Source organism: Pseudomonas sp. HK3, from assembly GCF_052920985.1.
Genome location: NZ_JBREXD010000001.1, coordinates 1,906,860 through 1,931,533 on the forward strand (window position 1 = coordinate 1,906,860; position 24,674 = coordinate 1,931,533).

Genomic DNA, 24,674 nt, shown 5'->3' on the forward strand with positions numbered 1-24,674 from the left:
TATTTTTAATAAACAGAGGAAATAAATTGTTTAAAGCGCTCTGATTTCGGGTGCTCGAATACTTCTTTTGGATCGCCGTACTCTTCAATCTTTCCTTGGTGCAGAAACATTACCTTGTTGGAAACGTCTTTGGCAAACGCCATTTCGTGAGTTACCACCACCATGGTGCGGCCTTCTTCTGCTAGTTCGCGCATGACCTTTAACACTTCACCTACTAACTCAGGGTCAAGTGCAGAAGTGGGTTCATCAAATAACATCACTTCTGGGTTCATAGCTAGCGCACGGGCAATGGCGGCTCGTTGCTGCTGACCGCCTGACATATGAGCCGGATAATAATCTTTACGCTCATATAAACCCACGCGGTTAAGGTGCTCTGTTGCACGCTCAATGGCCTCGGCTTTACTGATGCCTAATACCTGAATTGGCGCTTCGATGATGTTTTCAAGTACGGTCATGTGAGACCAAAGGTTGAAACCTTGAAACACCATAGCGAGCTGTGAGCGCATACGTTCTACTTGGCGATTATCCGCCGGTACGCGCTCTCCCTTGCGATCAAGTTTGAACGTCACTTGTTCGCCATGTACTTGAATATCCCCTTTGGTTGGCACTTCAAGCATATTGATGCAGCGCAAAAAGGTGCTTTTACCTGAGCCAGAAGAGCCAATAACAGAGATAACGTCTCCTTTATTAGCTTCTAAAGAGACCCCTTTAAGGACTTCATTGTCACCAAATTGCTTATAAATATTGGTGGCAATCAGAGGGGCGATTTGTGGACCCATGATGGTCTCCTGTGTATTGCTTTAATGCTTATGCATTCATAACCAAATGGTATTGGTGATGGGGGCACGCAATATAACGAGTGGCTATAGAAGATCATTCCATAACCGTATAAATGCTTATTTATCAGCTACTTCTGTTTAAATCAGCCTGTGCAATCGCAAATATTATACCAAAACTAAATTGAATGCTTTAGATGAAGTGAAATGCACATCAACGACCCATTAGTGGTCGTAAGGTAGGGCATGATCCCTTAAATAGACAGAAAAAGGCAAAATATAAGGACACATTTTGGTGCAATTTACGCTATGTGCATTATTTTGGGGTGTTCAGGACAGACTTGCCAGGGTGGTTAAGGCCTATTGGTAAGTGCTTGGCAGTCAGTGGATCTTGTATCTATTCTTATAAATGAAGAGTAAACGGATCGGTTTGCTTGTAACGGTTATTCGGTGGCTGGGGGTTTTATGAGCAATGATGAGTTAGATCAGGCCTTTTCTTTGTCTGTTAGGTTGCTTGAGCACAAGACTTATCATGATCTTACCCATCAGTTTATTAGTATTTTAATGGAATTTGAGGGGGTGCAAGATGCCGCTTCATATGAAATTTTTAGCCTAACGCGCAAGCCGACTAATGGTGTAGCTGCAAACATTGAATATCTAGTCAGGCGCTTTCCTTTGTCGCTTGATGAGAATGTCCAAGACGAATATAGCCATTTGATTGACCAAGTTATGCAACAGAATAAAGGTGGCATTATTCGTCTACAGGATCAAAATACGGCCTACCTTGCATTAGATGTGCTTGAAAATGTAAAGCCTAGGCGAGTGGTGTTGATCAAAGGGGAATTAAATACCGCAGACTATAGGCAGCTGGAGGGCTTGTTCCAAATATATGAAAGGCTGGTTATTTTATTAGATTCAAAAGAACGCGATAACTTAACATGTCTGCATAACCGACAAACTATGGACCTGATTTTAAATCAAGTATTTGAGTATTATCAAAACACTGGGGTTGCGTGTGAAGATAAGCGCTCTTGGGTGGCCCTTTTAGATATTGATTATTTTAAGTCGGTTAATGATACCTTTGGTCACCTTTATGGTGACGAAGTGCTGATTCTCTTTGCTGGTCTAATGGAAAAAACGTTTCGTCACACCGATTTTCTGTTTCGTTTCGGCGGTGAAGAGTTCCTTGTCATCATTAACCGAGTATCTAAAGAAGGCGTGTCGCAAGCGCTTGAGCGTTTTAGGCAAGAAGTTGAGCAGTGTGACTTCCCATTTGGCAAAATTACCGTCAGTATTGGCTATACATTTGTGAACCCGAATGTTGATCAGCGCAGTTTATTAGAATATGCGGACTCAGCATTATATTCAGCTAAAACAAAAGGTCGTAATCGCATTGAGTATGAAGATCAAAAACAGCCATCGGTAAGCAATGCCAATGATATTGAGTTCTTTTAGGTTACCAAAACAATAAACTCCCCCGTATAATCCTCGTCAGTCTATGGCAACCTGTTTCATTCATCGCGCACTTTAATTTGGATTCTTTTATGTCTAATACGCTTCGAGCTCATTTTGCGTTGCTGATTGCCATGATTTTATGGGGCAGCTCTTTTATTGCTTTAAAAATAGCCGTGACGGATATGCCACCCATGATTGTGGTTTTCTTGCGTATGCTGGTGGGTTCCATCGCATTTTTGGTATTAGCCATCTGGCTGCGTCCTCGTATTCAATATCAAACAGGCGACTGGAAGTATTTGCTGGGGATGGCGTTTTTTGAACCCTGTTTATATTTTTTGTTTGAGGCCAAGGCATTGCAATACACCAGTGCAGGGCAAGCGGGTATGGTGACTGCGCTATTGCCGTTAATGGTTGCGGTTGCTGCTTTTTTTATATTTAAAGAGCGCAATACAGTAAAGCAATGGTTTGGATTTTTAATCGCACTCAGTGGCGTGTTATGGATGAGCCTTACCACCGAAGAATCGGATCAAGCATCAAATGCTCTATTGGGTAATTTTTTAGAGTTAATGGCCATGGTCACCGCGGTGGGGTATACCTTGCTCGTTAAACATTTAGTGCAGCGCTACAATGCATTTGTGTTGACGGCGATGCAGAGTTTTATGGGGGCGATATTCTTTTTTCCTTTAGCGCTTATGTCTGATTGGCCAGAGCAGGTGGCGTTGTCCAGCGTGGGGATGATTGTGTATCTTGGGCTGGTGGTCACGTTAGGCGCATATGGGCTTTATAATTACTCATTAAAATTTGTTAAAACAGCCACAGCCGCGGCCTATGTGAATTTATTACCCGTGATGGCATTACTGTTTTCGATGTTATTCCTAGGTGAGCGTTTAGTCATGGTGCAATGGTTGGCAATCGGAGTGATATTCATCGGTGTCTATTTTAGCCGTGAGCCAAAAAGTATTGTAAATAAAGAAATTCCACCGGCCGTTACTGGTTAAATGAACATAGATATCTATTAAGGAAATAAGCGTGAAATTAACATTGAATTGTTTGTTGTTACTATCGTTGAACGCGATTTCTTTTAATGCCATGGCCCAAGAAATTGTCTTCCCCAATTCAGCCGTAGTGGCTGAAGATGATCAATATTTTATGCAGGAATCACCCAATACACGGTTGATTTATACGCAAGAAACGAAAACCCATGCAGAGCATGCTGCTGCCATGGAAAAAAAATTACAGCCGTTATATGACGCAACGTTTGGTTATCAGCTCGATACCCCTTTGTCTGTCGGCTTGATCTCTTCAAATAATCAAATTGCGAATGGGTTTTCCACCCAATACCCAACGAATCGTCAAATTAATTATATGGGCGGCGCGCAAATACCAGACTACTTTTCGTCAAGTTCATGGTTAGACACTCTGCTACTGCATGAAACGGCTCATAACTATCAAACCAATGCGAAAAACAATCCTGTTTCCCGTGGGGTTTATAGTGTGTTTCGCAATGGGAGTATCTTTTTGCCGTTTTTCCCCGCGGTGACGCCTAATGTTTTTGAATCCAGTTTTATCTTAGAAGGGAATGCGGTACTTAATGAGTCATGGCATGGCCGTGGCGGGCGACTTTATAGTGGTCGTTATCGGGCTATGACAAATGTACAAGCCAATGCAGGTCACTTAAAAAAAGAAAAACTATATAACCAGTCGCTGTCTTTTCCATATGGTGAAGGGCATTATATTTTTGGTGGTCACTACCAATACTTTCTTGCTGAAAAATATGGCTTAGATAAAACCAATGAATATTTTAAGAACCGTTCTAAGAATTGGTATTTTCCGTTTAGTGTGAATAAACCCACACAAAAAACATTTGGTCAAAACTTTGATACAACATTTGATCAGTGGGTGAGCGCTACCAAAGCCTCAGCTAAATCAATGGTTTTAGCCGGTGGTGAGGTATTGGGGCGTTCTAAATATTATTCGGATATGAATACTCAGCAAGGTAACGTACTTTTTTTAGCGGCACCAGAGGGAGTAAGGGCACCATTGCTACATCAATATAATATTGCAACACAATCAGTTAGCAGTGAACGCAAAGCACTGGCGTATGGGCGCGTCTTTTTACAAGATAATGACGTTTATACGGTTAATGGTCGTGCAACATCACCATGGCATATTACTCAAGGTTTATTTGATGATGCAGGCATGATTAAACCGGGTACTGAAGGGAAAATTATTCAAGGGTATATGAATGATGGGCGAGCGGTTTATTTTGATGTGCCATCATCGTTTGTAAGCCCACAATTATATATTGATGGCGAATTTTACCAATCAGTTAACTCATCGGTTATCGTGAAAGATGATCATCTTTACTACTTCAAACAAGACGGTAAAAAGCGAACGCTTTACCGTGACCAAGACGCGCTGTATACCCTAGAGGGTTTTTATAGCATCGTGGCTGATATTGATGAAAGCGGTGCGGTTTACTTTATTGCTAATAGCCCATTAGGCAGCTCTATTTATAAAGTAAAAGATAATAAAGTGAGTCGGGTTAATCATGGCGATAATATTGTTTCTGCAAAGCTTGCGGGCAATAATCAATTACTTATTGAGGCGATCTCAGCCGATGATTATTACTATGCACTAACGCCCTTGGTTGAAAAAGAAGAGCCTCCGTTTGTGGTAACACTCATGTGGGATAGCCCTGATCACCCGCTTCATTCGCAGTTAAGTTATTTTGATGATGTTAAAAAAGCAAATTTAGAGAATGAAGAAGCGTATGGTTTTTTCAATACGCTCGATTACACCGCCAGCAATGTATTGCTAACCAAGAATGATGACGATGAATCCGTTTATGATGTGTCGGTTGTATTCGCAGACCCGCTAACTTATCACGAAGTAACCTTAAGAGCGCAGCGTGATAAAGAGCAAAGCATATTGCTAGGGGCACGCTACAGCAATAATGAACACTTTTTGTTGTATGGTTTTGAAAGTTTTTATGTGGCCAAAGATGGCCTAGAAGAATATACCAACTTGAATACTCGTGATTACGGCGTGGCCGTTGATTTAAAGCTGCCCTTTTTAAGGTCTGGTTTTTGGAATGCATCACTGGATGCCGGATATTATCAAGATTATAAAAACGTCGACAGAGAGCCCTTATCACTTAACCTTGGTTTAAGCCGAACACAAGCATTTGGCCACAGCTTTTATTTTAATGAGTTGTTTACATTGAATGCTTACGGCACTGAAGATCGAGGTGATCATATTACCGGTGGCGCTTTAAATGTCAGTACGTCCTTTGCCCATGAATTTTTCGCAGGTTTTAAAGCTAAGTACTCTGAAAGTGATGGGGATACATCACCGAGTCAACGACGTGGTGTTGAGCTGAACGATGAGGTTTCTTTTTTAGGTAAAGACCCTGGCGCATTTGTTATTACCTCGCTTAAAGGTGATGTTTATGCACAGCGTGTTCAATTTGCAGAGGTGAATGTTTCAAAGGTTTTTAATCTTTCTAATTATTATTTTAAGTTTCCATTATCATTGCAACGCGAAGCGGTCACTCTGGCTTATCGTCATTATAATATTGATATAGCATCAAACTTTAAACCGATCGAAGTCAATCAAACGGCGGTAAAACTAAGCTTCGATTCTGTCTTGATGAATATTCTTCCTGTGCGCTTTGTGCTTGAATCGGTATATAACGATAATGATGTTATAACCGATGAAACCCGCACTACGTTTGGGCTTGAGGTCTCGCTTTAGGTGGTATAAAAGTCTCAGAAACGCATCATAACGTGATTCAAAAAAAACGCTCATATTGAGCGTTTTTTTATGCACACAACTATCAGGTGTCGGCTTTTATATTCAAATAATCAAATGGAGTATATGAGAGTACTGGTTTTTTCTCATTGGCCGTTTTCACAACATATTTTGATTAAGGGAATGTGGATGATTATTGATTGATCTATCAAATTTTAAATGGTAAATTATCACAAATGATAATCATTAGCATTAGCAGGCATGAAAGGTCTGTATGACGGAGTTAGGTCTATGGCCGCCTGTGACGAAAATAGCATGAATCTATTTGTCAGCGAAAATCATGGATGGTTAGTACGGTTTTTAACAGGCCGTTTAGGCAGTGCACAAGACGCACAGGATATTTCACAAGATACATTTCTGCGCATTATTAGTGCTTCGGTTGTATTACCCGATGTTCGTGAATCAAAGGCTTATCTTGCGACCATTGCCAACCGTCTTATTATTGATAAGGCTCGTCGTAAAAAGTTAGAGCACGCTTATCTTCAGCTGCATATGCATAGTGATGACGTGGCTCCATCCGCTGAAGAAATTCACGTTAACATCGAGCGGCTCGAACAAGTGGCGAGTTTATTAGAAGGCCTAGCGGACAAACCGCGTAAAGCATTTTTAATGGCGCGCATAGATGGCCTAGCATACAAAGACATTGCTCAAGAGCTGGGTGTATCAGTCAGTATGGTTAAAAAATATATCGCTCAATCGTTATTGCACTGCCTTACTCACCTTGATTTAGACTGACGAGAGCTCATCGGAAACACTATGACGTTTCTTCATCGCAAGCAAAAAGCCACCCCAAGACAAGAGCAAGCGGCTTACTGGTTTGCGGTTATATCGTCTGATGAAGCAACAGATGTAGAGCAAGATGAGTTCAAATGCTGGATGAATGAAAGCGAAGAAAATCGGCATTCCTATCAAAAAATCCAACAAGTTTGGCAATGTTTTGATGACATTGACCAAAATAACCAATCCAACAATAGTCAAATACTTAACCAAGCGCTAGACGGCTGTGCGGACTCCAAAAAATACGCGTCTACAATTCGCAATAGCGCTATCAATTTATGTTTACTGTTTGTGTGCTTATGGATAGGACTAGATAGTAATATTTATTACAAATTTACTTCTGATTTATCCTCATTTGATGGTCGGTTATCCACGCACATCTTAGAGGATGGCAGTCAAATTATTTTGGATGCCGGTTCTGCGATTGATATTCAATATAGTCAAAAAGAGCGACGACTCTTTTTATATCGCGGGCGAGTGCATGCAACGGTTGCAAGTAATCCTAATCGGCCATTTATTATAGAGACAACATCGGCTGTGGCCACGGCTTTAGGCACTGCATTTTCTGTGTCTACCGAGTCTGATGGTACTCAACTGGCCGTTACTGAATCAAGGGTGAAGTTTTGTTCGTCAGCTGATGACAACCAAAGAACAACAGTTCATTGTGTCAAAGCCATAGAAGGCGAAGGCAGTAATGTAAACAAAGGTTATTTATCGTTGGCTAAAAATATTGACTTGTCAGTTGAAACAGCCTGGTTAAACAATCGGCTTGTTGTAAATGATCAGCCGCTTGCGTCTGTATTAGATCAGCTAGATAAATATAAGTCTGGGCTGCTAATTTATAATAAACATAACTTAAAAGGCGTGAATATCTCAGGTGTTTTCCCCACCAATGACATTACCACTGTCATCAGCATGTTGAGTCAAAATCCCAATGTGAAAACCATTCGTCTGAGTGGTGTTTCAATTATTGTGTCAAAAATTTAAATTTAAATTTTTCTTTACTGTCCCTTTCTTATTTCACTTCGTCTTACTAATACATAAAAAATAAACAAGAATCATTCGTATTATGAGGCCTGTGTGAAAAGACAAAAAATACTCAGTTTGCATGTGCTGATCGCATTGCTGCTATACGCAGTCGTGTCGTTTGCTGAGCCCATGTACCAGTTGGATATTCCTGCGGGAAAACTTTCACAAGCATTAAACACGCTCGCTTTGCAGGCGGGCATTGTTCTGCACTATGACCCCGAGAGTGTCGGGGATTTAAAAACGCCAGGCTTGCGCGGTGAGTTTAGTCTACTAAGCGGGTTTGATGCATTGCTTGTCAATACACCATTGGTTGCCGTGCAAGGTGAGCGTGGTGAGTTTTTGGTGAAATCTAAAGTGGCGTTGAATGATGTTGATGGGTATTTATTAAATTCACTGGATGTCATTGCAAAAAATACCAAGCAAGTTGAGGTGTACCAACAAGCGCAATCCATTGCATACATACCTTCAGAGCAATTAAATAAAATCACACCGCGTAATACATCAGATGTGTTTAGTAATGTGACAGGTGTTAGTGCAGGTCAAAGTCGTCAAAACCCAGGAGTCGCGGTGAATGTTCGTGGCTTGCAAGACTTTGGTCGAATCAACGTCATGATTGACGGTGCTCGCCAAAATTTTCAACAAAGCGGACACGGGGCTAATGGTGTGGTCTACATTGATCCGCAATTACTCTCAGGGGTATCGATTTCAAAAGGCCCTGTGGCAGGTAAAGACGGCGCAGGGGCCATTGGTGGTGTTGTAAACTTTAATACATTGGCGTTTGGAGATCTTGTTGAAAAAAAGGATGAAGTGTCCGGAAAAAAAGAAGGCGGCCGTGCAAGCATAACAACAGGCACAAATGGCTATGACTTTTCTGGACACGTGGCTGGGGCAATAAAACTGAACGAGGACATCGATTTAGTAGTGGCCGCTGGACGTAAATCTATTGGCAACTTTGATAAAGGTCAACATGGTGGTAATTCTGGGCATGGTGGATATTTTGAAGAAATAAGCCAATTCACAGGACAAGACCAATGGTCTGCATTATTAAAAAGTAATTGGAAAATAAATGAAGCATCTTCTTTAAAGTTTAGTTTTGTCGGGTTTCAAGCTGAATTTGAAGAAGGCAGCAGCACCAGTACAGAAGGGATTGCGGCATCGACCAGTGAGGTAACCAATGAGGTTTACAAAATTGATCACGCCTATCAGCCAGGTGGTGACTTAATTGATTTATCATCTTATGTGTATTTCACACAAACGAAAAACAAGCAGCATCAATACGATTCATCAGAGGGATATGGTGAATTTGATTTACGTTATGAAATAAACACAACGGGTATAGGGGTTGATAACGCAAGTAACTTTGTATGGGAAGATGCACAATCATTTTTTACCATTCAAACCGGAATGGAATTTTTCATAGATAAAACCGTACCTAAAGCAACTAAAACAACGGTCGGCAGTGGTAATGCGGACTGGTATTTAGGGGGCACACCAGCTGGCGAGCGCAGTTTATTGAGTCTGTACACCACTAGCGAGTGGCTACATGATTCAGGATGGTCGTTGTTGACAGGTATTCGTTACGAACATTTCTTTTTATCAGGCGATGGTGAAATTTTGTCTGGCAAGATCAAAAATCCAACCGGTATTATGCCAGCCGTGACGGATGTCTATAGTGATTTTGATGTTTCAAAAAATGAAGGGTTTTTCCTTCCGTCTGTGCGTTTGTCTTATCCCATCAATAACATGATTCAAGTTTTCATGAGTGCTGCCAGTGGTGTGCGCCCGCCCTCTATTACTGAAACATTATTATTTGGCGCGCATGTTGGTGATTCGTTTCCGTTTTATCCTAACCCTGGGTTAGATGCAGAAAAATCCGTAAATGTAGAAGTCGGATTTAATTTTCAAAAAAATAACATATTGACTGAATCAGATTCATTAATGTGGCGTTCGGTTATATTTCAAAATACGGTCGAAAATTTCATTGTTCAAGGTTTTGTTATGAGCCCAACAGCCGTAAGTGATAAGGACATGATACTCAGCTATGTGAACCTATCAGATCGAATGGTTTTTGAGGGTTGGGAGTGTCAGTTTGATTATGACGCGCTTCATTTTTTTACCACATTATCTTATACAAGAAACGCAATAGATAAAGGCGATGGTGGTTATGACCCTTACCCATTAGGCAGTGTGGTGGGTTACCCAGAAACGTCTTTGGGAAAAATAGAAACGGGAGGCACACTTTATATTCCACCACCTCTTCACAGCTCCGCACTGACAATAGGCGCGAAGTGGTTTGACTCATCTTTGAATGTGGCGGCTCGCATGCGCCTTGAAGATAACAATGGACGAGGAGGGCAATCCTATGAATCCGTGGTCGATTGGAGGGTGTATGACAGCTGGGTGGAGTATAAACCGAGTCATGCAATTAAGTTACGTTTAGCAATTGATAATCTTACAGACTTAAATTATGCGGAATCCAATGGCACATCATACTGGATTGCTCCGGGGCGTACGTATACCGCCACTATGGCATTTAAATTTTAATTAATAAGGAGAAATAATAATGTTTTTTCAAACATCTAAAAAAATACTGTGCGCGAGTGTTACGGTTTTAAGTGTCTTGTCTATACATGCTCAGGCGGATACAGAAATTAATTTCATACATAAATTTGCAGGCGGCCTACAAGAATTCATGGCGGGGAAAAAAGGTATGGCGCCCGCTAAACCGCCCGTTTTTATTCCCTCTAAAAATGCACTATTTGGCTCCGTGACAGCCGGTGGTGGGACGGTAACCAACCCGACTGATATTTCAGATATCTATAAGAAAATGCAAAAATCAGGCTTTGTATTGCTAGAAAACCTCGGGCAAACCGAGCAAATTATTAGTGTGACAGAAAATCCACTGACGACAGAAAACATGAGTTTTGATTCTACATCGGTGGTTGATAGTTTAGGCAATGTATATGGTGCAAGTAAACGTGATGCGCGCGGTGATTTAAGCGGAGTCTCCACATTATATAAATGGAATGCAGCCGATGGCATAGTGGATTTGCTAACGAATGTTGATCTGACAAATTTTAATAATGGCGATTTTAATATTTCAGGCCAATTAGCGATTGACGATAACGATGACATTTATTTCTCTGGTTTAAACCATGTTAGCGGTTATTACGCACTACTTAAATTCAGTGCGGCAGGTGAGCTATCAACGGTTGTTGATTTTACGCTTGATGATTACACCTTAGGTGATGGTGATGAGGTTGTGTATTTAAAAGGGCAGGCGCCTGCTGCAATTATTTTTAGTGCGCAAGACCAAGCTTTATACGGGTTAGGGCAAAAAAATACAGGGACGTTTGGTTCTGGTAATCCAGAGGATTTAGACGCAGGCGATACGGCATCAGGTACTGTGTTTAAAGTAGCGTTATCCACTATGACTAACGATGGCACGTCTCCGGTTGATGTATTAGGCACTTTTTCTGCTAACAATCACGGGCCTATTGATGATCATATAATTAATACACACAGTTTGGCTGAAGCAGGTGATTGGTTATATGGCACATCACCTAAAGCCATTTGGAAAGTTAAAAAATCAGATGCGTCTACCTTCGCGTCATTACATACTTTTGGTCAAGGTGAAAATGGTATAGCGACCGTTGATGATGGCAAAGAACCTATAGGCCCTGTTGTATTCGCGGCTGATGGGAATATTTATGGCACAACACGCTCAACTAATACGCAAAATTTATCCGGCACGTTATACCGCATAAATGTCAGTGCCGATACGGTGAGTGATGCCGAGCGAAATAATGACAGTATTGAAATATTAACCGCGTTTGCACCGCTAGCGAGTGTGACGCCGATGGGATTATCACTGGGGGTAACCAGTGACCATATGCAAACACTTTATGGTGTAACGGCAGGGAATAATAAGGATGAACTAGGTGCTTTTTTTAGTTTCAGTGTCGAGCCGCAATCACTACAGTTATCAGCATCGAACACCAACATCACACTAGGTGAAACATTGGTATTGAACTGGAACACAGTGAACGTATCAGGTTGCACGGCTTCTGGTGATTGGTTAGGTGAAAAAACGGTCGACGCCAGTGAAGCGATAACACCGGCTAACACAGGTGAAAAAATATTTTCATTACATTGTGAGAATACCGCCGGAAAAATTTTCAGCCATTCTGTGCGCGTAACCGTTGAAGAAGACGATGCTAAGAATATACCTGACACCGACACCGACACCGACACCGACACCGATACTGGTACTGGTACTGGTACTGGTACCGATTCAGTCAAAGGTTCTGGTAGTTCAGGTGGATCAAACAGTCCTTGGTTATTATTAGGGCTAGCCTTGCTGGCAATAATCCGCCGTGAAACGCATTAAGCCCACGTTAGTTTGTGGCAAAAATATTGATTGGGTGTGAATCCTAGGTTGTTTTAAGCACCTAACCAGTATAACCAACCTCAACTTTTAAGGAGACAATTATGTCTATTGACGTAACGTACAGCGAATCGTTTTTTAATCTTGATTTAAATGGTTCAACCGACCAAACAGGTAACGTATATACGTTAGGGAATTTTTTCACTTGGGCCGACGGTATCTTGACCTCAACCGACTATGACAAAAGTGTGGGTGATTTTGCTGGTGAAGAAAACCCAGATCCAATTGTAGACCTTGGTTTCTGGGGCGCATTTGGCACCTTCTCTGGCACACAATACACGTTTAGTGGGACAGATAGTGCCAGCGATACAGAACTTGGTTTCATTATCGAAACCAGTGATGGAAGCTATTTGGATTACACCTTTTTTGCGGGCCCAACTCACACACTTTATGGCGAAATTACGTCTATTACATTTGGTTCTGGTTTGGTAAAAGACGCAAATGGTGAGTATTCATTCAGTGATGAGCTCGTCACGATTGATGGGTTAGACACCATTGGTTTAAACAATGGCGTAGATGCAAACGGTGATGTGATTGGTCGTAATGATGCAACGCAAACAAATGATACTCATGAAATTGTAAATGCATTAATGAACACAGATGTGAGTACATTAATCGATGCTATTGATGATTTTGTGGGTCTGAATGACGTAGTCACACCAGATGTCAGCGCTGATCTATTGCTAGCGGCTTAATCCATTAGCACTTACGTCTTTTGGCGTAAGTGCGTTTTATTTTAGGAGTACATGGTGACATTTATCTTACTTATAAAACGTATGTTTATGGCCGGTGTGATGGTGTGTGGTTTTATAAATATGACCATGGCAACCACATTAGTGGATGATATTAAAGTGAATTATCTCACGTCATTTCACACATTACCTTCAACGAGTCAATGGCCTGCTCCTGGTACAGGCTATCCTTTAAGCCCCCCATGGTATGACAATGAGCGAGAACAAATTATTGGGCTGGCTGGTGGCAGTATTTACACGATGCCGCCCACAAGGGGGCACCATACTAAAGTTGATGGTTTTGCTATGTCTGCGCCTTCAGGTTTTGTAAGGCATCCATTAACACATGAAATTTATGTGGTGGGCTCAAAAGGTGATGTGGCCAAAGCGAATCCTGATGGCGCGTCTCCTCAAATATTATATAAGGATTCTGAGAGCGGTAATATAATTAACGACGTATACGTCTTACCTGTTTTTGATGACGTAGGGCGTTTGTATTTTATGGATTCCAATGGTGAATCGTTATCACGGCTTTGGCGGTTTGAAACAGACCAAACATTCACACTCGTATATGAATTCCCTTCTGGCCCTGTGGGGCAATACAGCCATGCTAATGGATTTATGATTAGCAACGGCGTTATTTATGGTTTATTGGGTTATCGTCGGGGTATCCCTTATTTTGATACGTTATCTGCGGCGGATGATTTTGTAGTTGGGGCGTTATATCGGCTAGACCCCAACAGTAGTGCAATAGATAAAGGGTTTACGCTTTTACATGAATTTACGTTAGATCAAGGGGAGATACCTTGGGACTTAAATAATAATTATATCAGTGCGTATTTGAAAGAAGATGATCAAGGCTACTTATACGGTGGCACCTCAGTGGGGACATGTAACACCAAGGGCGTGACTCCCTTGGGCACGATAATGACTTACTTGAACGGTGTATGCGGCGGTAAGTATCAGTTTTTTTCATTTAAGAATGCTCACCTTATTCAGACACCTTACCCGCATATTGATGGTTCTAATCCTCATGGGTCCTTATACCGCATTAAAAAAGACGGCACAGACTTTTCAATTTTACATACTTTTTCTGATAGTGATGGTAGCCAGCCTCGCGGACCCATGACGATTGCTGATGGCTACCTGTACGGCACCACGATGGGCGGAGGTGATCATAAAACATATATTAGCACCAGAACAATAGAAGGGAATGAGTATCCTAAAAAACCCTTAAACATGACCTTAGATGGAACCATTTATCGGTTAAAACTGGCCGACATTCAAGTGGTGAACGGTGCCGTGATAAACAGTGGTTTTGAACATGTGCATAATTTTAAAAGCGGCCCCGGTGACGATACAGACGGTAAAGTCCCCTCAGGATTAATGTTGGCAGACAACGGTCGCCTGTATGGAACAAGTCGATTTGGCGGTCGTGGCTATGTTTCAAATAATTTTAAAAAATATCAGTTTGATATCCATGGCACGTTGTTCGAAGTGGATTTAAATGCCCGCGTAGTCGGTGGCAGCGTGAATATAAGTGGTACACCTACCTCTATTAAAATAGGTGAAAGCACCGAATTGGTTTGGAGCTCGGTCAATACATCGGATTGTATTCCAACAGGCGGAGCACAGGGGGATGGCTGGGCGCAAGACGCAACCATTACACCATTTGGCTCTTTAATATTGACGTTAGAAGCCGGCACGTATTATTACACCTTAAACTGTCATGATGATATTAAAGGTGGCCGTATTGGTGCTGTGACCACCATTAATGTCAGTGTTGAGGGTAAGGTTTCTAATTCAGAGCGCTTGTCATATGGCAACGGAGGCTCAATATTTTATCTTTTATGCATAAGCCTCCTTTTGCTTAGGCATAAAAAAGGATGCACTCATGATATCGAGTGATCCCTTGCGCCCTGTTCTTGATATGGCGCTTAAGCATAAATCAGAGTTTATTCATGCTGCGGCATTTAGCGCATTAATTAATTTGCTGTTATTAGCGCCTGCGATTTACATGTTACAAGTTTATGATCGTGTATTAACATCGGGCAACGAAATGACCTTGTACATGTTGAGCGTCATGGTGATTGCGTTACTTTTTTTAATGGGATTTTTAGAGTGGATTCGCAGCCAAGTCATGGTGCGTATCGGCGGTGCATTTGATGAGCAAATAACTGAAAAAGTATTCAGCGCATCTGCGGCTCATCAAATCACGACAGGGCAAAATAATGCAACGGTGTTATTAAACGATACGCAAACATTGCGTAATTTTATGACGGGCAGTGCGGTGTTTGCATTCTTTGATGCGCCTTGGGTTATCGTCTATTTACTTTTATTATTTTCATTCAATGCACTGTTAGGTGGTGTGGCGTTAGTAGGGGCCGCATTGTTATTTTTGTTGGCATTTGCGAATGATTTGTGGGTAAAAAAACCACTCACGCAGGCCAGTAAAAAATCCGATGAGTCTATGAAACAAGCGGAAAGTTATATTAGTAAGGCGAATACCGCTAAGTCATTGGGCATGCTGGGTGTGCTGCAACGTCGCTGGCAAGACAATTATCAATATGGCCGCCAGCAACAAATATTAGCCAACGAACGCAGTGGACTATTAGTGGCAATGGGGCGTTTTTTAAGGGTGTTATTACAGTCATTAATTTTAGGTTTGGGGGCTTGGCTTGCACTTCAGGGTGATATTACACCGGGTATGATGATCGCGGGTACTATTCTGATTGGTCGAATGCTGTCCCCGGTTGAACAGCTTGTCAGTAGCATGCGACAGTGGGAAGGCGTTAAGCGATCGGCTAATCGTCTCAATACATTATTGGTTACGTACCCGCCTGAAAAAGAAAAATTACAATTGCCAGAACCAACAGGAAAATTGGTAGTAGAAGGGGCCACCGTGCTGCCACCTAATGCACAAAAACCGACATTAACCAGTATTAATATGACGATAAACGCTGGTGAGATGCTAGGAGTTATTGGCTCGTCAGGATCAGGAAAAAGTTCATTAGCTAAATTATTGTCAGGGGTTTGGCAGCCACGTTTAGGTCGTGTACGTCTAGATGATGCCGACCTACAGCAATGGCAATCACAGCAGTTAGGCTCACACATCGGTTACCTTCCGCAAAATGTAAACTTATTTGCTGGCACAATAGCCGACAACATTTCACGTTTTGGCGATCGCAATGACGAGCAAATAATAGCGGCGGCAAAATTAGCCGGCGTGCATGAAATGATTGTCGGTTTGACACAAGGGTATGACACCATTCTTGGGGATAACGGCAGCGGTTTATCTGGCGGAGAACAGCAACGAATAGGATTTGCTCGTGCGTTATACGGCAGCCCTAAATTACTTATTTTAGATGAGCCAAATTCTAATCTTGATGATGCAGGTGAAGCGGCGCTTATGCTTGCGCTAAAAACGTTAAAGCAATCAAAGACAACGGTTGTACTGGTTACGCATAGGCGCGCTGTTTTGAATGCAATGGATAGAATTTTAATTCTAGATAACGGCATGGTAAAAGCGTGCAGTACTAAGCAACAAGTTTTGGATGTGATGCAACAAGCATCAAATGCAGTAAAGACAACGGCTCACATGCCATTGGCGGTTTAGATATGAAAAATATGGCAACACTTAATAGCACCAAAAAAACCGTTTATTTAGGCTGGCTCGTAGTTGGTATGACCTTTGGTATATTCATAGTGTGGGCATCGTTCGCACCTTTAGATAAAGGTGTTGTTGTGGATGGTAATTTAATAGTTGCAGGTAACCGCAAAATTATTCAAGCGCAAGAAAAAGGAATTGTGAGTGATATTTTAGTAGAGGATGGGCAGTGGGTTAAAAAAGGGCAGTTACTGGTGCGCTTGGATGGCTCTGCAACTCAAGCAGAATATGATGCGGCTAGGCTTCAATACTATTCTAATATTGCTCAAAAACTGCGTTTACAGGCTGAGCGAAACGGCACACAAATTATATTAAACTCAACGTTATTAGCTGTCATCGATAATGATGACTCTGTCAAAGAAGCATTGCAGTTGCAAGAACGATTTTTATTGGACTCAAAGCGAATAATAGAAAGCGATAAACAGGTTTTCGTGGAATCCAGACTCAGTACCTCAGCAAGAATAGCGGGATTAAAAAATGTCATAAATAGCTTAGATGAACGCTTAGCACTTTATGATAAACGCATAAATAATGTGAATGAATTAGTCCAACAAGGTTTTGCAGCAAAAGATAAATTAGATGAATTGCAACTTATCGCATCCGAGGCGCGTACTGAGCGTGCAAGTGCACAAGCAGACTTACAGTACCAAGTCGCAAGAATTCGTGAGATTAATGCACAACTTACGCAATTAGTTTCCAATCATAACCATCAATTAAGTAAGCAGTTGATAGACAGTCAGATGACACTGGATGCCTCATTTCAAAAGTACAAAGCGGCTGAGTTGATTCAACAAAGTCGTGATGTTGTTGCCAGTGTGTCAGGTCAGGTGGTTAGTCTGAATATCCATAGCCAAGGAGGCGTGGTTAAACCCGCTGAAATACTCATGGAAATTGTGCCTCATAACAAGCAGTTGGTGGCTGATGTTCAAATCCCTGTTGATGTGATTGATAGTATTCACATGAACCAAGTGGTAGAGCTAATGTTTACGTCGTTTAATCGTAGCCAAACCCCAAAAGTAGACGGGAAAGTAGTGAAGCTGGCCACAGATCGGCAAATTAATGAAAACACAGGCCAGCCGTATTATGCCGCGAGTATCGCATTTGATAGTGGTCCAACGAATCAACTAGTGTTGCAGCCTGGCATGCCTGTGCAGGCATTTATGAGCAATGGTGAACGTTCTATGCTGAGTTACTTGTTTAAGCCTGTATTTGATCGCATTCCTAAGGCATTGGCTGAAAATTAAATTTTCAATAAAAAACGGTACTTTTATCAGTGCTGTTCGTCTTATATATAAATGGATAATTTAATATAGGAAATATCATGACTCAAGATGCTGTAGAGCACTTGTCTGAAGTGACTCATCCCCTTACGGTTCGATTGAAAATGAGCACACATGACAGCCATGAATCTCTTGATCAACTAATCATGAAAAGTAAGCCGTTTGCTAGCTTGGGTAATTATGCGCGATTTTTGCGTATGCAGTATTGCTTTCATTGGTTGGTGCAACCTTTGTATCATAACGAAACGTTAAATAAACAGCTTTCTGGATTAGAAGGTCATTGCCGTCTTGAGCAAGTCATTAATGATTGCTTAGATTTAATGAAAGACCCAGCCGAGCTACCTCTTTTCGTCAAAAATATTCCTGTCCTTAATATAACCAATGCACAGGCTCTTGGTTGGCTTTATGCAATAGAGGGTTCAAATATTGGCGGTGCATTTTTGTTTAAATTTGCTAAAGAGCTGGGTTGTCATGAAGAGTTTGGCGCGTCACATTTAGCGGGCCATTCTGATGGAAGAGGAAAACATTGGCGTGAATTCAAACACAAAATTGATGCTTTATCATTAAATGAAACAGAACAGCTACAAGCGTGCGAAGGCGCAGCGGCTGCATTTTCATTTGTTCGTGATCAGGCTCGCGCTGCTTTTTTGGAGTTCTAGTCTCGTGTTGAAATGGCCGTATTTATGCCTTGCCTATATTTGTATCGCCATTGCGTTTCTTGGTGTCGTGACACCAGGGTTACCAACCACAGAGTTTGTTTTAATCGCGGCATGGGCCGCGGGAAAAAGCTCTCCGCGACTTCAGCAATGGTTACACAGTCATAAATTGTTTGGACCCCCTTTGAAGGATTGGCATAACGATCGAGTTGTCGCGTTGAAATATAAAATTATATCTGCGTGTACAATGATTATTGGGTTAATCGGTATGTGTTTATTTGTTACACATATACCATCTGTTGTGTTGGCCGCATGTGGCATGGGAATAGGTGCTATCTGGATTTGGAGTCGCCCGAGTCGTTCGTCATCGAATAATGAGAATCAAAAATGTCAGTAAAAAAAATATCATCACTGCTAGTACTTTTCTTATGTGTGATCTCAATGGATGCGTTTTCAGAAAATAGTAGCGGTGAATTGAGCATAGATGCACTGCTAAACCAAGCTGATTGGGTTGTAAAAACTGTGATGGGCGCATTGATGTTTGCATCTGTTGTATGTTGGAGCATTTTATTTGTCAAACAAGTAGAGCTGACATCGGCCATTAAAAACAGTAAGGCGTTAAATATGAGCATCGTTAATGCCCAGCAGCTTGGTGAAAGTGTCATGATGAATAAGAACACGCCGGAATATGAATTATTAAGTGCAGCCAAGCAAGAATACGATTGGACAGTCCATCACACGGGGGATGATGAAAAAGCGAAGTCCCGCATTATAGAAAGATTAAATACAATCACCGTCGCACTTGTTTCTGAGCGATTAACCGGGACGGGAATTTTAGCTTCCGTGGGTTCGGTTGCACCATTTATAGGCTTGTTTGGTACTGTATGGGGGATCATGAATAGTTTTATTGGAATTGCTGAAAATGAAACGACTAATTTAGCCGTGGTCGCACCAGGGATAGCTGAGGCGTTATTAGCAACTGCATTTGGCTTAGTAGCCGCAATACCTGCCGTCATTTTTTATAATTACTTTAGCCGTAAAGTAACTGGATATCAAAAACATTTAGATGTCATATCGTCAAATATATTATTAATAGCAAGTCGACAATTAGAATTGCATTTAAAACAATATCACGGTTCTTTGCTTGACGATAATGCCGCTATAGCAGCGGTTAAAAAATAAATATGATGCCAAGTCCTTCACGTCAATCCAGTAGCCCAATCGAAGAGATATCAGAAATAAACATGACCCCCTTTATTGATGTTATGTTGGTATTGCTTATTATTTTTATGGTGGCGGTTCCGCTTTCTAAAGTCGAAATTCCACTCGAATTACCATCCTCATCGTCTGATAAAAAGGTAGAAGAAGACGATCCAATTGTTATATCTTTAACACCAGAATTAGATGTTTACATTAATGATGATAAAATAAAGACAAAGAAAGAAAATTTATTATCTGAAATTATGACGATGACGAACAATGATACTGGGCGTGTTATTTATATCCGAGCAGATAATAAAGTGGATTATGGCAATTTTGTAACCTTGCTAGATGACATTCGGTCTGCAGGTTATACAAAAATATCGTTAATCAGCAATAAGGCAGAGTAATAGCATGCGAATAGGAGGTCATTCGGTTCGTATGCTGTGGCCGATATCGTTACTGATTGCTTTTTTATTACACGCTGGTGTCTACTTTATGGCGATTCATTCATTTGAAATTTCGGTAATTCAGCCAATAAAAAATACGGCCCCTATTGCGATTACTATTGCACCGGCATCTTTTAATAACAGTATAGCGAATGACATATCAGAGAAATCTAGGCTATCAAATAAAAAGCAAGAAAAACCAGATAAAACACATGATATTCATGTTAGTCAGTCTGATAACGGACAACTTAAAAAATATATTGTAAAGAAAAAAGATGCCGTCATTGATAAAAAAGAAATAAATGAATTAGAGCTTAATGATCAACCGGACGTAAAAGAAGAATTTAGAGCAGTTGAAATTAAAGAAGAAAAAAATGAAAAAGAAAACAGTCAAGAAGTCCAAGGTGATAGCGCACTTGCGAATACAAAAATAGTTGCTGATTGGCAGGCAAAAGTACTCGCACATTTAATGCAATACAAGCGCTACCCAATAGCGGCTAGAAAAAAATATCAGCAAGGTAGTGTTTTGGTCAGTTTTGATGTTGATGTTTCTGGTTTTGCAACCAATATAAAAATTTTAGATGAATCTAAATTCCCGCTATTAAATCGGGAAGCGAAGGCGGTGATCAATCGAGCATTGCCCTTACCTTCGCCTCCTCATGTCTTTATTGCAAGTAATAAGAATGTGGTTGTACCTATTAATTTCTTTTTACTTTAATATTTTATTCTATGTTTTCATGTGCACTTTGTGCTTGAATCGGTATATAACGATAATGATGCTATAACCGATGAAACCCGTACTACGTTTGGGCTTGTGGTCTCGCTTTAGTATGAATGTAATACGCTCAATTATTTGATTGATATAATTAGGCTGCTTTTATGCGAGTAGAGAAGGCCAATAATAGTTTCCTATATACTCGGGTATATTGACTTTTGGTAATTATCTATTTTCTGACTGTGTTTCATGGTTCACTCTTCTAGATCTAAGTAAACCAATTATTCTGTTACCCAAAACGCGACTTATTTAGGGAATTATGTCGATATCATTGCTAATTTAGGGGATTCTGCCTATTTCATCACGAACGACGTTTATATTGTTTATTTAAAATACAGCGTATGTATAATCCGCCAACTTTTAATTTTGCAAAGGAATATTTGTGAATACGTTGTTAAGAATGTTTGTTTCTTGTTTGGTGCTTTCTAGTTCGTTTAGCGTAATGGCGGATGAAGATAATGATCACATATACTTGGGTTTTGGGTTTTCTACTGGCTCAGGTACGATTGAGGCAGAATCACGTGGGATGATGACTGACACTGATGTTGATCAAGATCAAACTAGGCTTATAATCGGATATCAATTTCGATCCCAAAAACGTGTTCAGTTAAGTTTTACCTCTATTGATCTCGAAACGAAATCTTCTGGTGGGGAAACAGAATACTCTGGCGTTGATATCGATTGGCACTTCCCTTTTCTAAAGGATGCTACAGTACAGCCTTATTTAGGTGTGGGTTTTGGGTTGTATGAATATGAAGATACTGGCGAGCTTTTTTATAATAACGGTGATTTAGAAGGTGTGGCTTTCAATGTAATGGCGGGTCTATTGATCCCTGTTAATGAGCACATAGAATTTGAAGTGGCTTATCAGGTTAAAGTGATTTCATGGCAAACAATCGAATATCAGAATAACTATAGCTATGATTATGGTTATTATAGCGGTACTGAGGAGATTGAACTCACTTCAGTGTTAAGTTCTGTTGCTCTGTCTGCCCGTTATAAATTTTAATTTGTAATTTTCAATAAAAAAACCGCTCAATGAGCGGTTTTTTTATGCCTACTTATTTTTAAACTAATGTGTTTAAGGGTTGTGATTAATTACACTTGCTTTGTTTTGCGCAAAGGCATTAAAAGCAAAGTCATCTACCGTTAACATTTCCAGTACATTCGCTTCATATTTTGCCATGAATTCGGCTTCCCCTTCGCTGTAGATTTTAGCCTTGAGTGCTTCACTAAAACGTTGCTCTGGGTGAAGTGCTTCCATAGGAATATCCCCTTTGGCATAGGCTTTATTGGCTCGGCGATACAGCTCTTCTGCTTTTTCGTAGTCTTTTAATAGCTCGTTGTATCTTGCAACAGGGTTATCGACTTTGTCATTGCCGGGCGTGGTCCAACATCCGGCTAATATTTTATGACGAATGGCAGTATCGTTAGAGCAGCTAACAGCAATTTCACGCGTTAAGTCATCATGGGGTTTGTCCCAGCGACGACCTAGCGGCATGGTGAGTACGCGTAATGTTTGGGCGACGATTCGGTTGGGTAAGTTTTGTAAAAACTCATCTAATGAATTTTCCATGTTATATAACAGCAGATTAAGACTGTATTGCATGAGCGCTTTTTCGCCGTCTACTTTGTCTGATTCGTGCCAGTTTTTTAACACCATAGAGGCCAAATACATATTTGAAAGTATGTCGCCTAATCGAGCTGAAATAAGCTCACGCATTTTAAGCTCGGCGCCAAGTGTGCTCATGGCGGCGTCGGCACATAAGCCAAAGGCTGCGCTAAAGCGAGCAACGCCCTGAGCATAAGGTTTTGCGGCGTCATCAAATGGCACTTGTGCTTTACCAATGCGTAAACCAAGGGTGAGTGCGCGAGCGGCGTTACCAAAAATTAAACCAGCGTGTTTGAAGAAGGCGATATCAAACGCTTTGATATCATCATTATTTTTAGCGACCAGTTCATCCAATACATATGGGTGGCAACGAATGGCACCTTGACCAAAAATCATCAATGAGCGAGTCATGATGTTAGCCCCTTCTACCGTAATCGATACAGGGTTGCTGCTGTAACCAATGCCAAGATAATTACGAGGCCCAAGGGTAACGGCTTTGCCACCATGTACATCCATGGCGTCACTCAAAATACTGCGCTGCATTTCGGTTAAGTGATACTTTAAAATGGCAGAAGGTACCGATGGTTTTTCATCGTTATCGACCATGTTTGCGGTGTGTTTAACTGCGCTTTGGGCAATATAGGTATTGGCCATAATGCGAGCTAATGGTTCTTGTACACCTTCCATATCGGCGACGGGGGTATTGAACTGGCGACGTACTCTTGTAAAGCCACCACTGGTGCCGACCGCATAAGCGCCGGCGCCAGCGGCACCAGAGGGCAGTGTAATACAGCGGCCGACCGATAAGCATTCGACCAGCATGCGCCAGCCTTCCCCCGCCATTTCTTCACCGCCAATGATGTACTCAAGCGGAATGAACATGTCTGTGCCTTTAATAGGGCCATTTAAAAATGGCCCACCGATAGGGCAATGACGACGGCCAATTTCCATGCCTTTTGTATTGCGCGGAACCAGTGCGCAAGTGATGCCGCGGTCTTTGCCTTTGCCTAGTAAGTTGTCAGGATCAAGCATGCGAAACGCTAAGCCGACAACGGTGGCGATGGGTGCTAGGGTGATCCAGCGTTTTTCAAAATTGAGTTTTAAACCAAGCACTTCTTTGCCTTCAAATTCGCCTTTACAGACAACGCCAGTATCAGGCAATGACGTTGCATCTGAGCCAGCGCGAGGGCCGGTTAAACCAAAGCAAGGAATCTCACGGCCATCGGCTAAGCGTGGCAGGTAATGATCTTTTTGTTCTTGGGTGCCGTATTTTAACAGCAGTTCACCGGGCCCTAACGAGTTGGGCACGCCAACGGATACCATTAAGCTTTCATTGGTGGCGAGCTTTTGTAATACCGCGGATTGGGCTTTTGCTGAAAATTCTAAGCCGCCATAGGACTTAGGAATAATCATGCCAAAAAAGCCTTCTTTCTTTAGGTAGTCCCATACTTCTTTTGGATAAGTCGGCGCGTTCAACGGCCACATCCCAGCTGTTGCATTTTGAGACAACTTCAGTGCACTGCTTGTCTATAAAAGCTTGTTCTTCTGCGCTGAGTTCACCACATGGGTTCTCAAGTAATTTATTCCAGTTTGGTTTGCCTGAAAATAACTCGCCATCCCAACTGACGGTTCCGGCATCCAGTGCCACTTGCTCGGTGGCCGATACTTTTGGTGCCACACGTTTGAACATATTAAAAAGACTGGGTGTTAGCCATAAACGCCTAAAAGGCACTAAGCCTGTTAGTGCGGTTGCGGCCGCACCTAAATATAAAACAAATCCTAATAATTTGTGACCAACGGCGGCACTTGCCAACCCCATGGCGATAAAGACAGCGATCGCTGCGATTGCCCCTGCTTCTTTGCGCATGACGGTAATCAAGCCAGCAACGGTAATAAGTAATAAAAGCCAAAACATAGTAGATCCCTAACTGTGAAAGGTGGGTTAATCCTAGCGGGTTTGTAATCTGTTTTGTAAGGTTAGACTGAGACCTTATAAATAGCCTGTTA

At 41.5% G+C, this 24,674-nt stretch carries 18 protein-coding genes and 1 pseudogene; 17 read left to right on the forward strand and 2 right to left on the reverse strand.

The window, feature by feature from the left end:
* Window positions 1–5: 5 nt before the first annotated feature.
* Window positions 6–779: an ABC transporter ATP-binding protein gene (locus ACU6U9_RS08945; protein WP_446734689.1), complete on the reverse strand. Its 774-nt coding sequence runs from the start codon at window positions 777–779 to the stop codon at window positions 6–8.
* Window positions 780–1,241: 462 nt separating this feature from the next.
* Here ACU6U9_RS08945 and ACU6U9_RS08950 point away from each other — a divergent pair, with 462 nt between their 5' ends.
* The 17 genes from ACU6U9_RS08950 to ACU6U9_RS09030 all read left to right on the forward strand — a co-directional run bounded on the left by ACU6U9_RS08950 (window position 1,242) and on the right by ACU6U9_RS09030 (window position 22,064).
* A complete protein-coding gene (locus ACU6U9_RS08950; RefSeq protein WP_446734690.1) occupies window positions 1,242–2,231 on the forward strand; it encodes a GGDEF domain-containing protein in 990 nt (329 codons plus the stop codon).
* Window positions 2,232–2,320: 89 nt separating this feature from the next.
* The gene (locus tag ACU6U9_RS08955) at window positions 2,321–3,229 is read left to right on the forward strand and encodes a DMT family transporter (protein ID WP_446734691.1); all 909 of its coding nucleotides are present in this window, start codon (window positions 2,321–2,323) and stop codon (window positions 3,227–3,229) included.
* Window positions 3,230–3,260: 31 nt separating this feature from the next.
* Window positions 3,261–5,987 carry a hypothetical protein gene (locus ACU6U9_RS08960; RefSeq protein WP_446734692.1) on the forward strand — a complete coding sequence of 909 codons (2,727 nt, stop codon included), beginning with the start codon at window positions 3,261–3,263 and terminating at the stop codon, window positions 5,985–5,987.
* A 288-nt stretch (window positions 5,988–6,275) separates the two neighbouring features.
* Entirely contained in the window at window positions 6,276–6,779 is a 504-nt protein-coding gene (locus tag ACU6U9_RS08965; protein ID WP_446734693.1) for a sigma-70 family RNA polymerase sigma factor, read from the forward strand.
* Window positions 6,780–6,800: 21 nt separating this feature from the next.
* Window positions 6,801–7,808: a FecR family protein gene (locus ACU6U9_RS08970; protein WP_446734694.1), complete on the forward strand. Its 1,008-nt coding sequence runs from the start codon at window positions 6,801–6,803 to the stop codon at window positions 7,806–7,808.
* A gap of 93 nt (window positions 7,809–7,901) precedes the next feature.
* Window positions 7,902–10,394, forward strand: coding sequence for a TonB-dependent receptor domain-containing protein (locus ACU6U9_RS08975; RefSeq protein WP_446734695.1), 2,493 nt, complete (start codon window positions 7,902–7,904; stop codon window positions 10,392–10,394).
* 19 nt (window positions 10,395–10,413) lie between these two features.
* On the forward strand, window positions 10,414–12,240 hold the full coding sequence (locus tag ACU6U9_RS08980; protein ID WP_446734696.1) for a hypothetical protein: 1,827 nt from the start codon (window positions 10,414–10,416) through the stop codon (window positions 12,238–12,240).
* A gap of 101 nt (window positions 12,241–12,341) precedes the next feature.
* The gene (locus ACU6U9_RS08985; RefSeq protein ID WP_446733044.1) at window positions 12,342–12,992 is read left to right on the forward strand and encodes a heme acquisition protein HasA; all 651 of its coding nucleotides are present in this window, start codon (window positions 12,342–12,344) and stop codon (window positions 12,990–12,992) included.
* Between the two features lie 51 nt (window positions 12,993–13,043).
* Window positions 13,044–14,936, forward strand: a complete 1,893-nt coding sequence (locus ACU6U9_RS08990) for a hypothetical protein (RefSeq protein WP_446733045.1) — start codon at window positions 13,044–13,046, stop codon at window positions 14,934–14,936.
* Window positions 14,923–16,644, forward strand: coding sequence for a type I secretion system permease/ATPase (locus ACU6U9_RS08995; protein WP_446733046.1), 1,722 nt, complete (start codon window positions 14,923–14,925; stop codon window positions 16,642–16,644). Before ACU6U9_RS08990 ends, ACU6U9_RS08995 begins: the two co-directional genes overlap by 14 nt.
* A 2-nt stretch (window positions 16,645–16,646) precedes the next feature.
* Window positions 16,647–17,939 (forward strand): HlyD family type I secretion periplasmic adaptor subunit, encoded by a 1,293-nt coding sequence (locus tag ACU6U9_RS09000; RefSeq protein WP_446733047.1) that lies wholly within the window; start codon window positions 16,647–16,649, stop codon window positions 17,937–17,939.
* Window positions 17,940–18,016: 77 nt separating this feature from the next.
* Window positions 18,017–18,634: a biliverdin-producing heme oxygenase gene (locus ACU6U9_RS09005; protein ID WP_446733048.1), complete on the forward strand. Its 618-nt coding sequence runs from the start codon at window positions 18,017–18,019 to the stop codon at window positions 18,632–18,634.
* A gap of 4 nt (window positions 18,635–18,638) precedes the next feature.
* Window positions 18,639–19,028 (forward strand): YbaN family protein, encoded by a 390-nt coding sequence (locus tag ACU6U9_RS09010; RefSeq protein ID WP_446733049.1) that lies wholly within the window; start codon window positions 18,639–18,641, stop codon window positions 19,026–19,028.
* Window positions 19,019–19,813, forward strand: coding sequence for a tonB-system energizer ExbB (gene exbB / locus ACU6U9_RS09015; protein WP_446733050.1), 795 nt, complete (start codon window positions 19,019–19,021; stop codon window positions 19,811–19,813). The genes ACU6U9_RS09010 and exbB overlap by 10 nt, the downstream gene beginning before the upstream one ends.
* 2 nt (window positions 19,814–19,815) lie before the next feature.
* Entirely contained in the window at window positions 19,816–20,241 is a 426-nt protein-coding gene (locus ACU6U9_RS09020) for an ExbD/TolR family protein (RefSeq protein WP_446733051.1), read from the forward strand.
* 88 nt (window positions 20,242–20,329) lie between these two features.
* Complete coding sequence (locus tag ACU6U9_RS09025) at window positions 20,330–20,998, forward strand: energy transducer TonB (RefSeq protein ID WP_446733052.1); 669 nt, start codon at window positions 20,330–20,332, stop codon at window positions 20,996–20,998.
* A gap of 439 nt (window positions 20,999–21,437) precedes the next feature.
* Window positions 21,438–22,064, forward strand: coding sequence for an outer membrane beta-barrel protein (locus ACU6U9_RS09030; RefSeq protein WP_446733053.1), 627 nt, complete (start codon window positions 21,438–21,440; stop codon window positions 22,062–22,064).
* Window positions 22,065–22,136: 72 nt separating this feature from the next.
* On the opposite strand, the pseudogene ACU6U9_RS09035 reads toward ACU6U9_RS09030, so the two are convergent.
* A pseudogene (locus tag ACU6U9_RS09035) lies at window positions 22,137–24,582 on the reverse strand (acyl-CoA dehydrogenase).
* Between the last annotated feature and the right edge of the window lie 92 nt (window positions 24,583–24,674).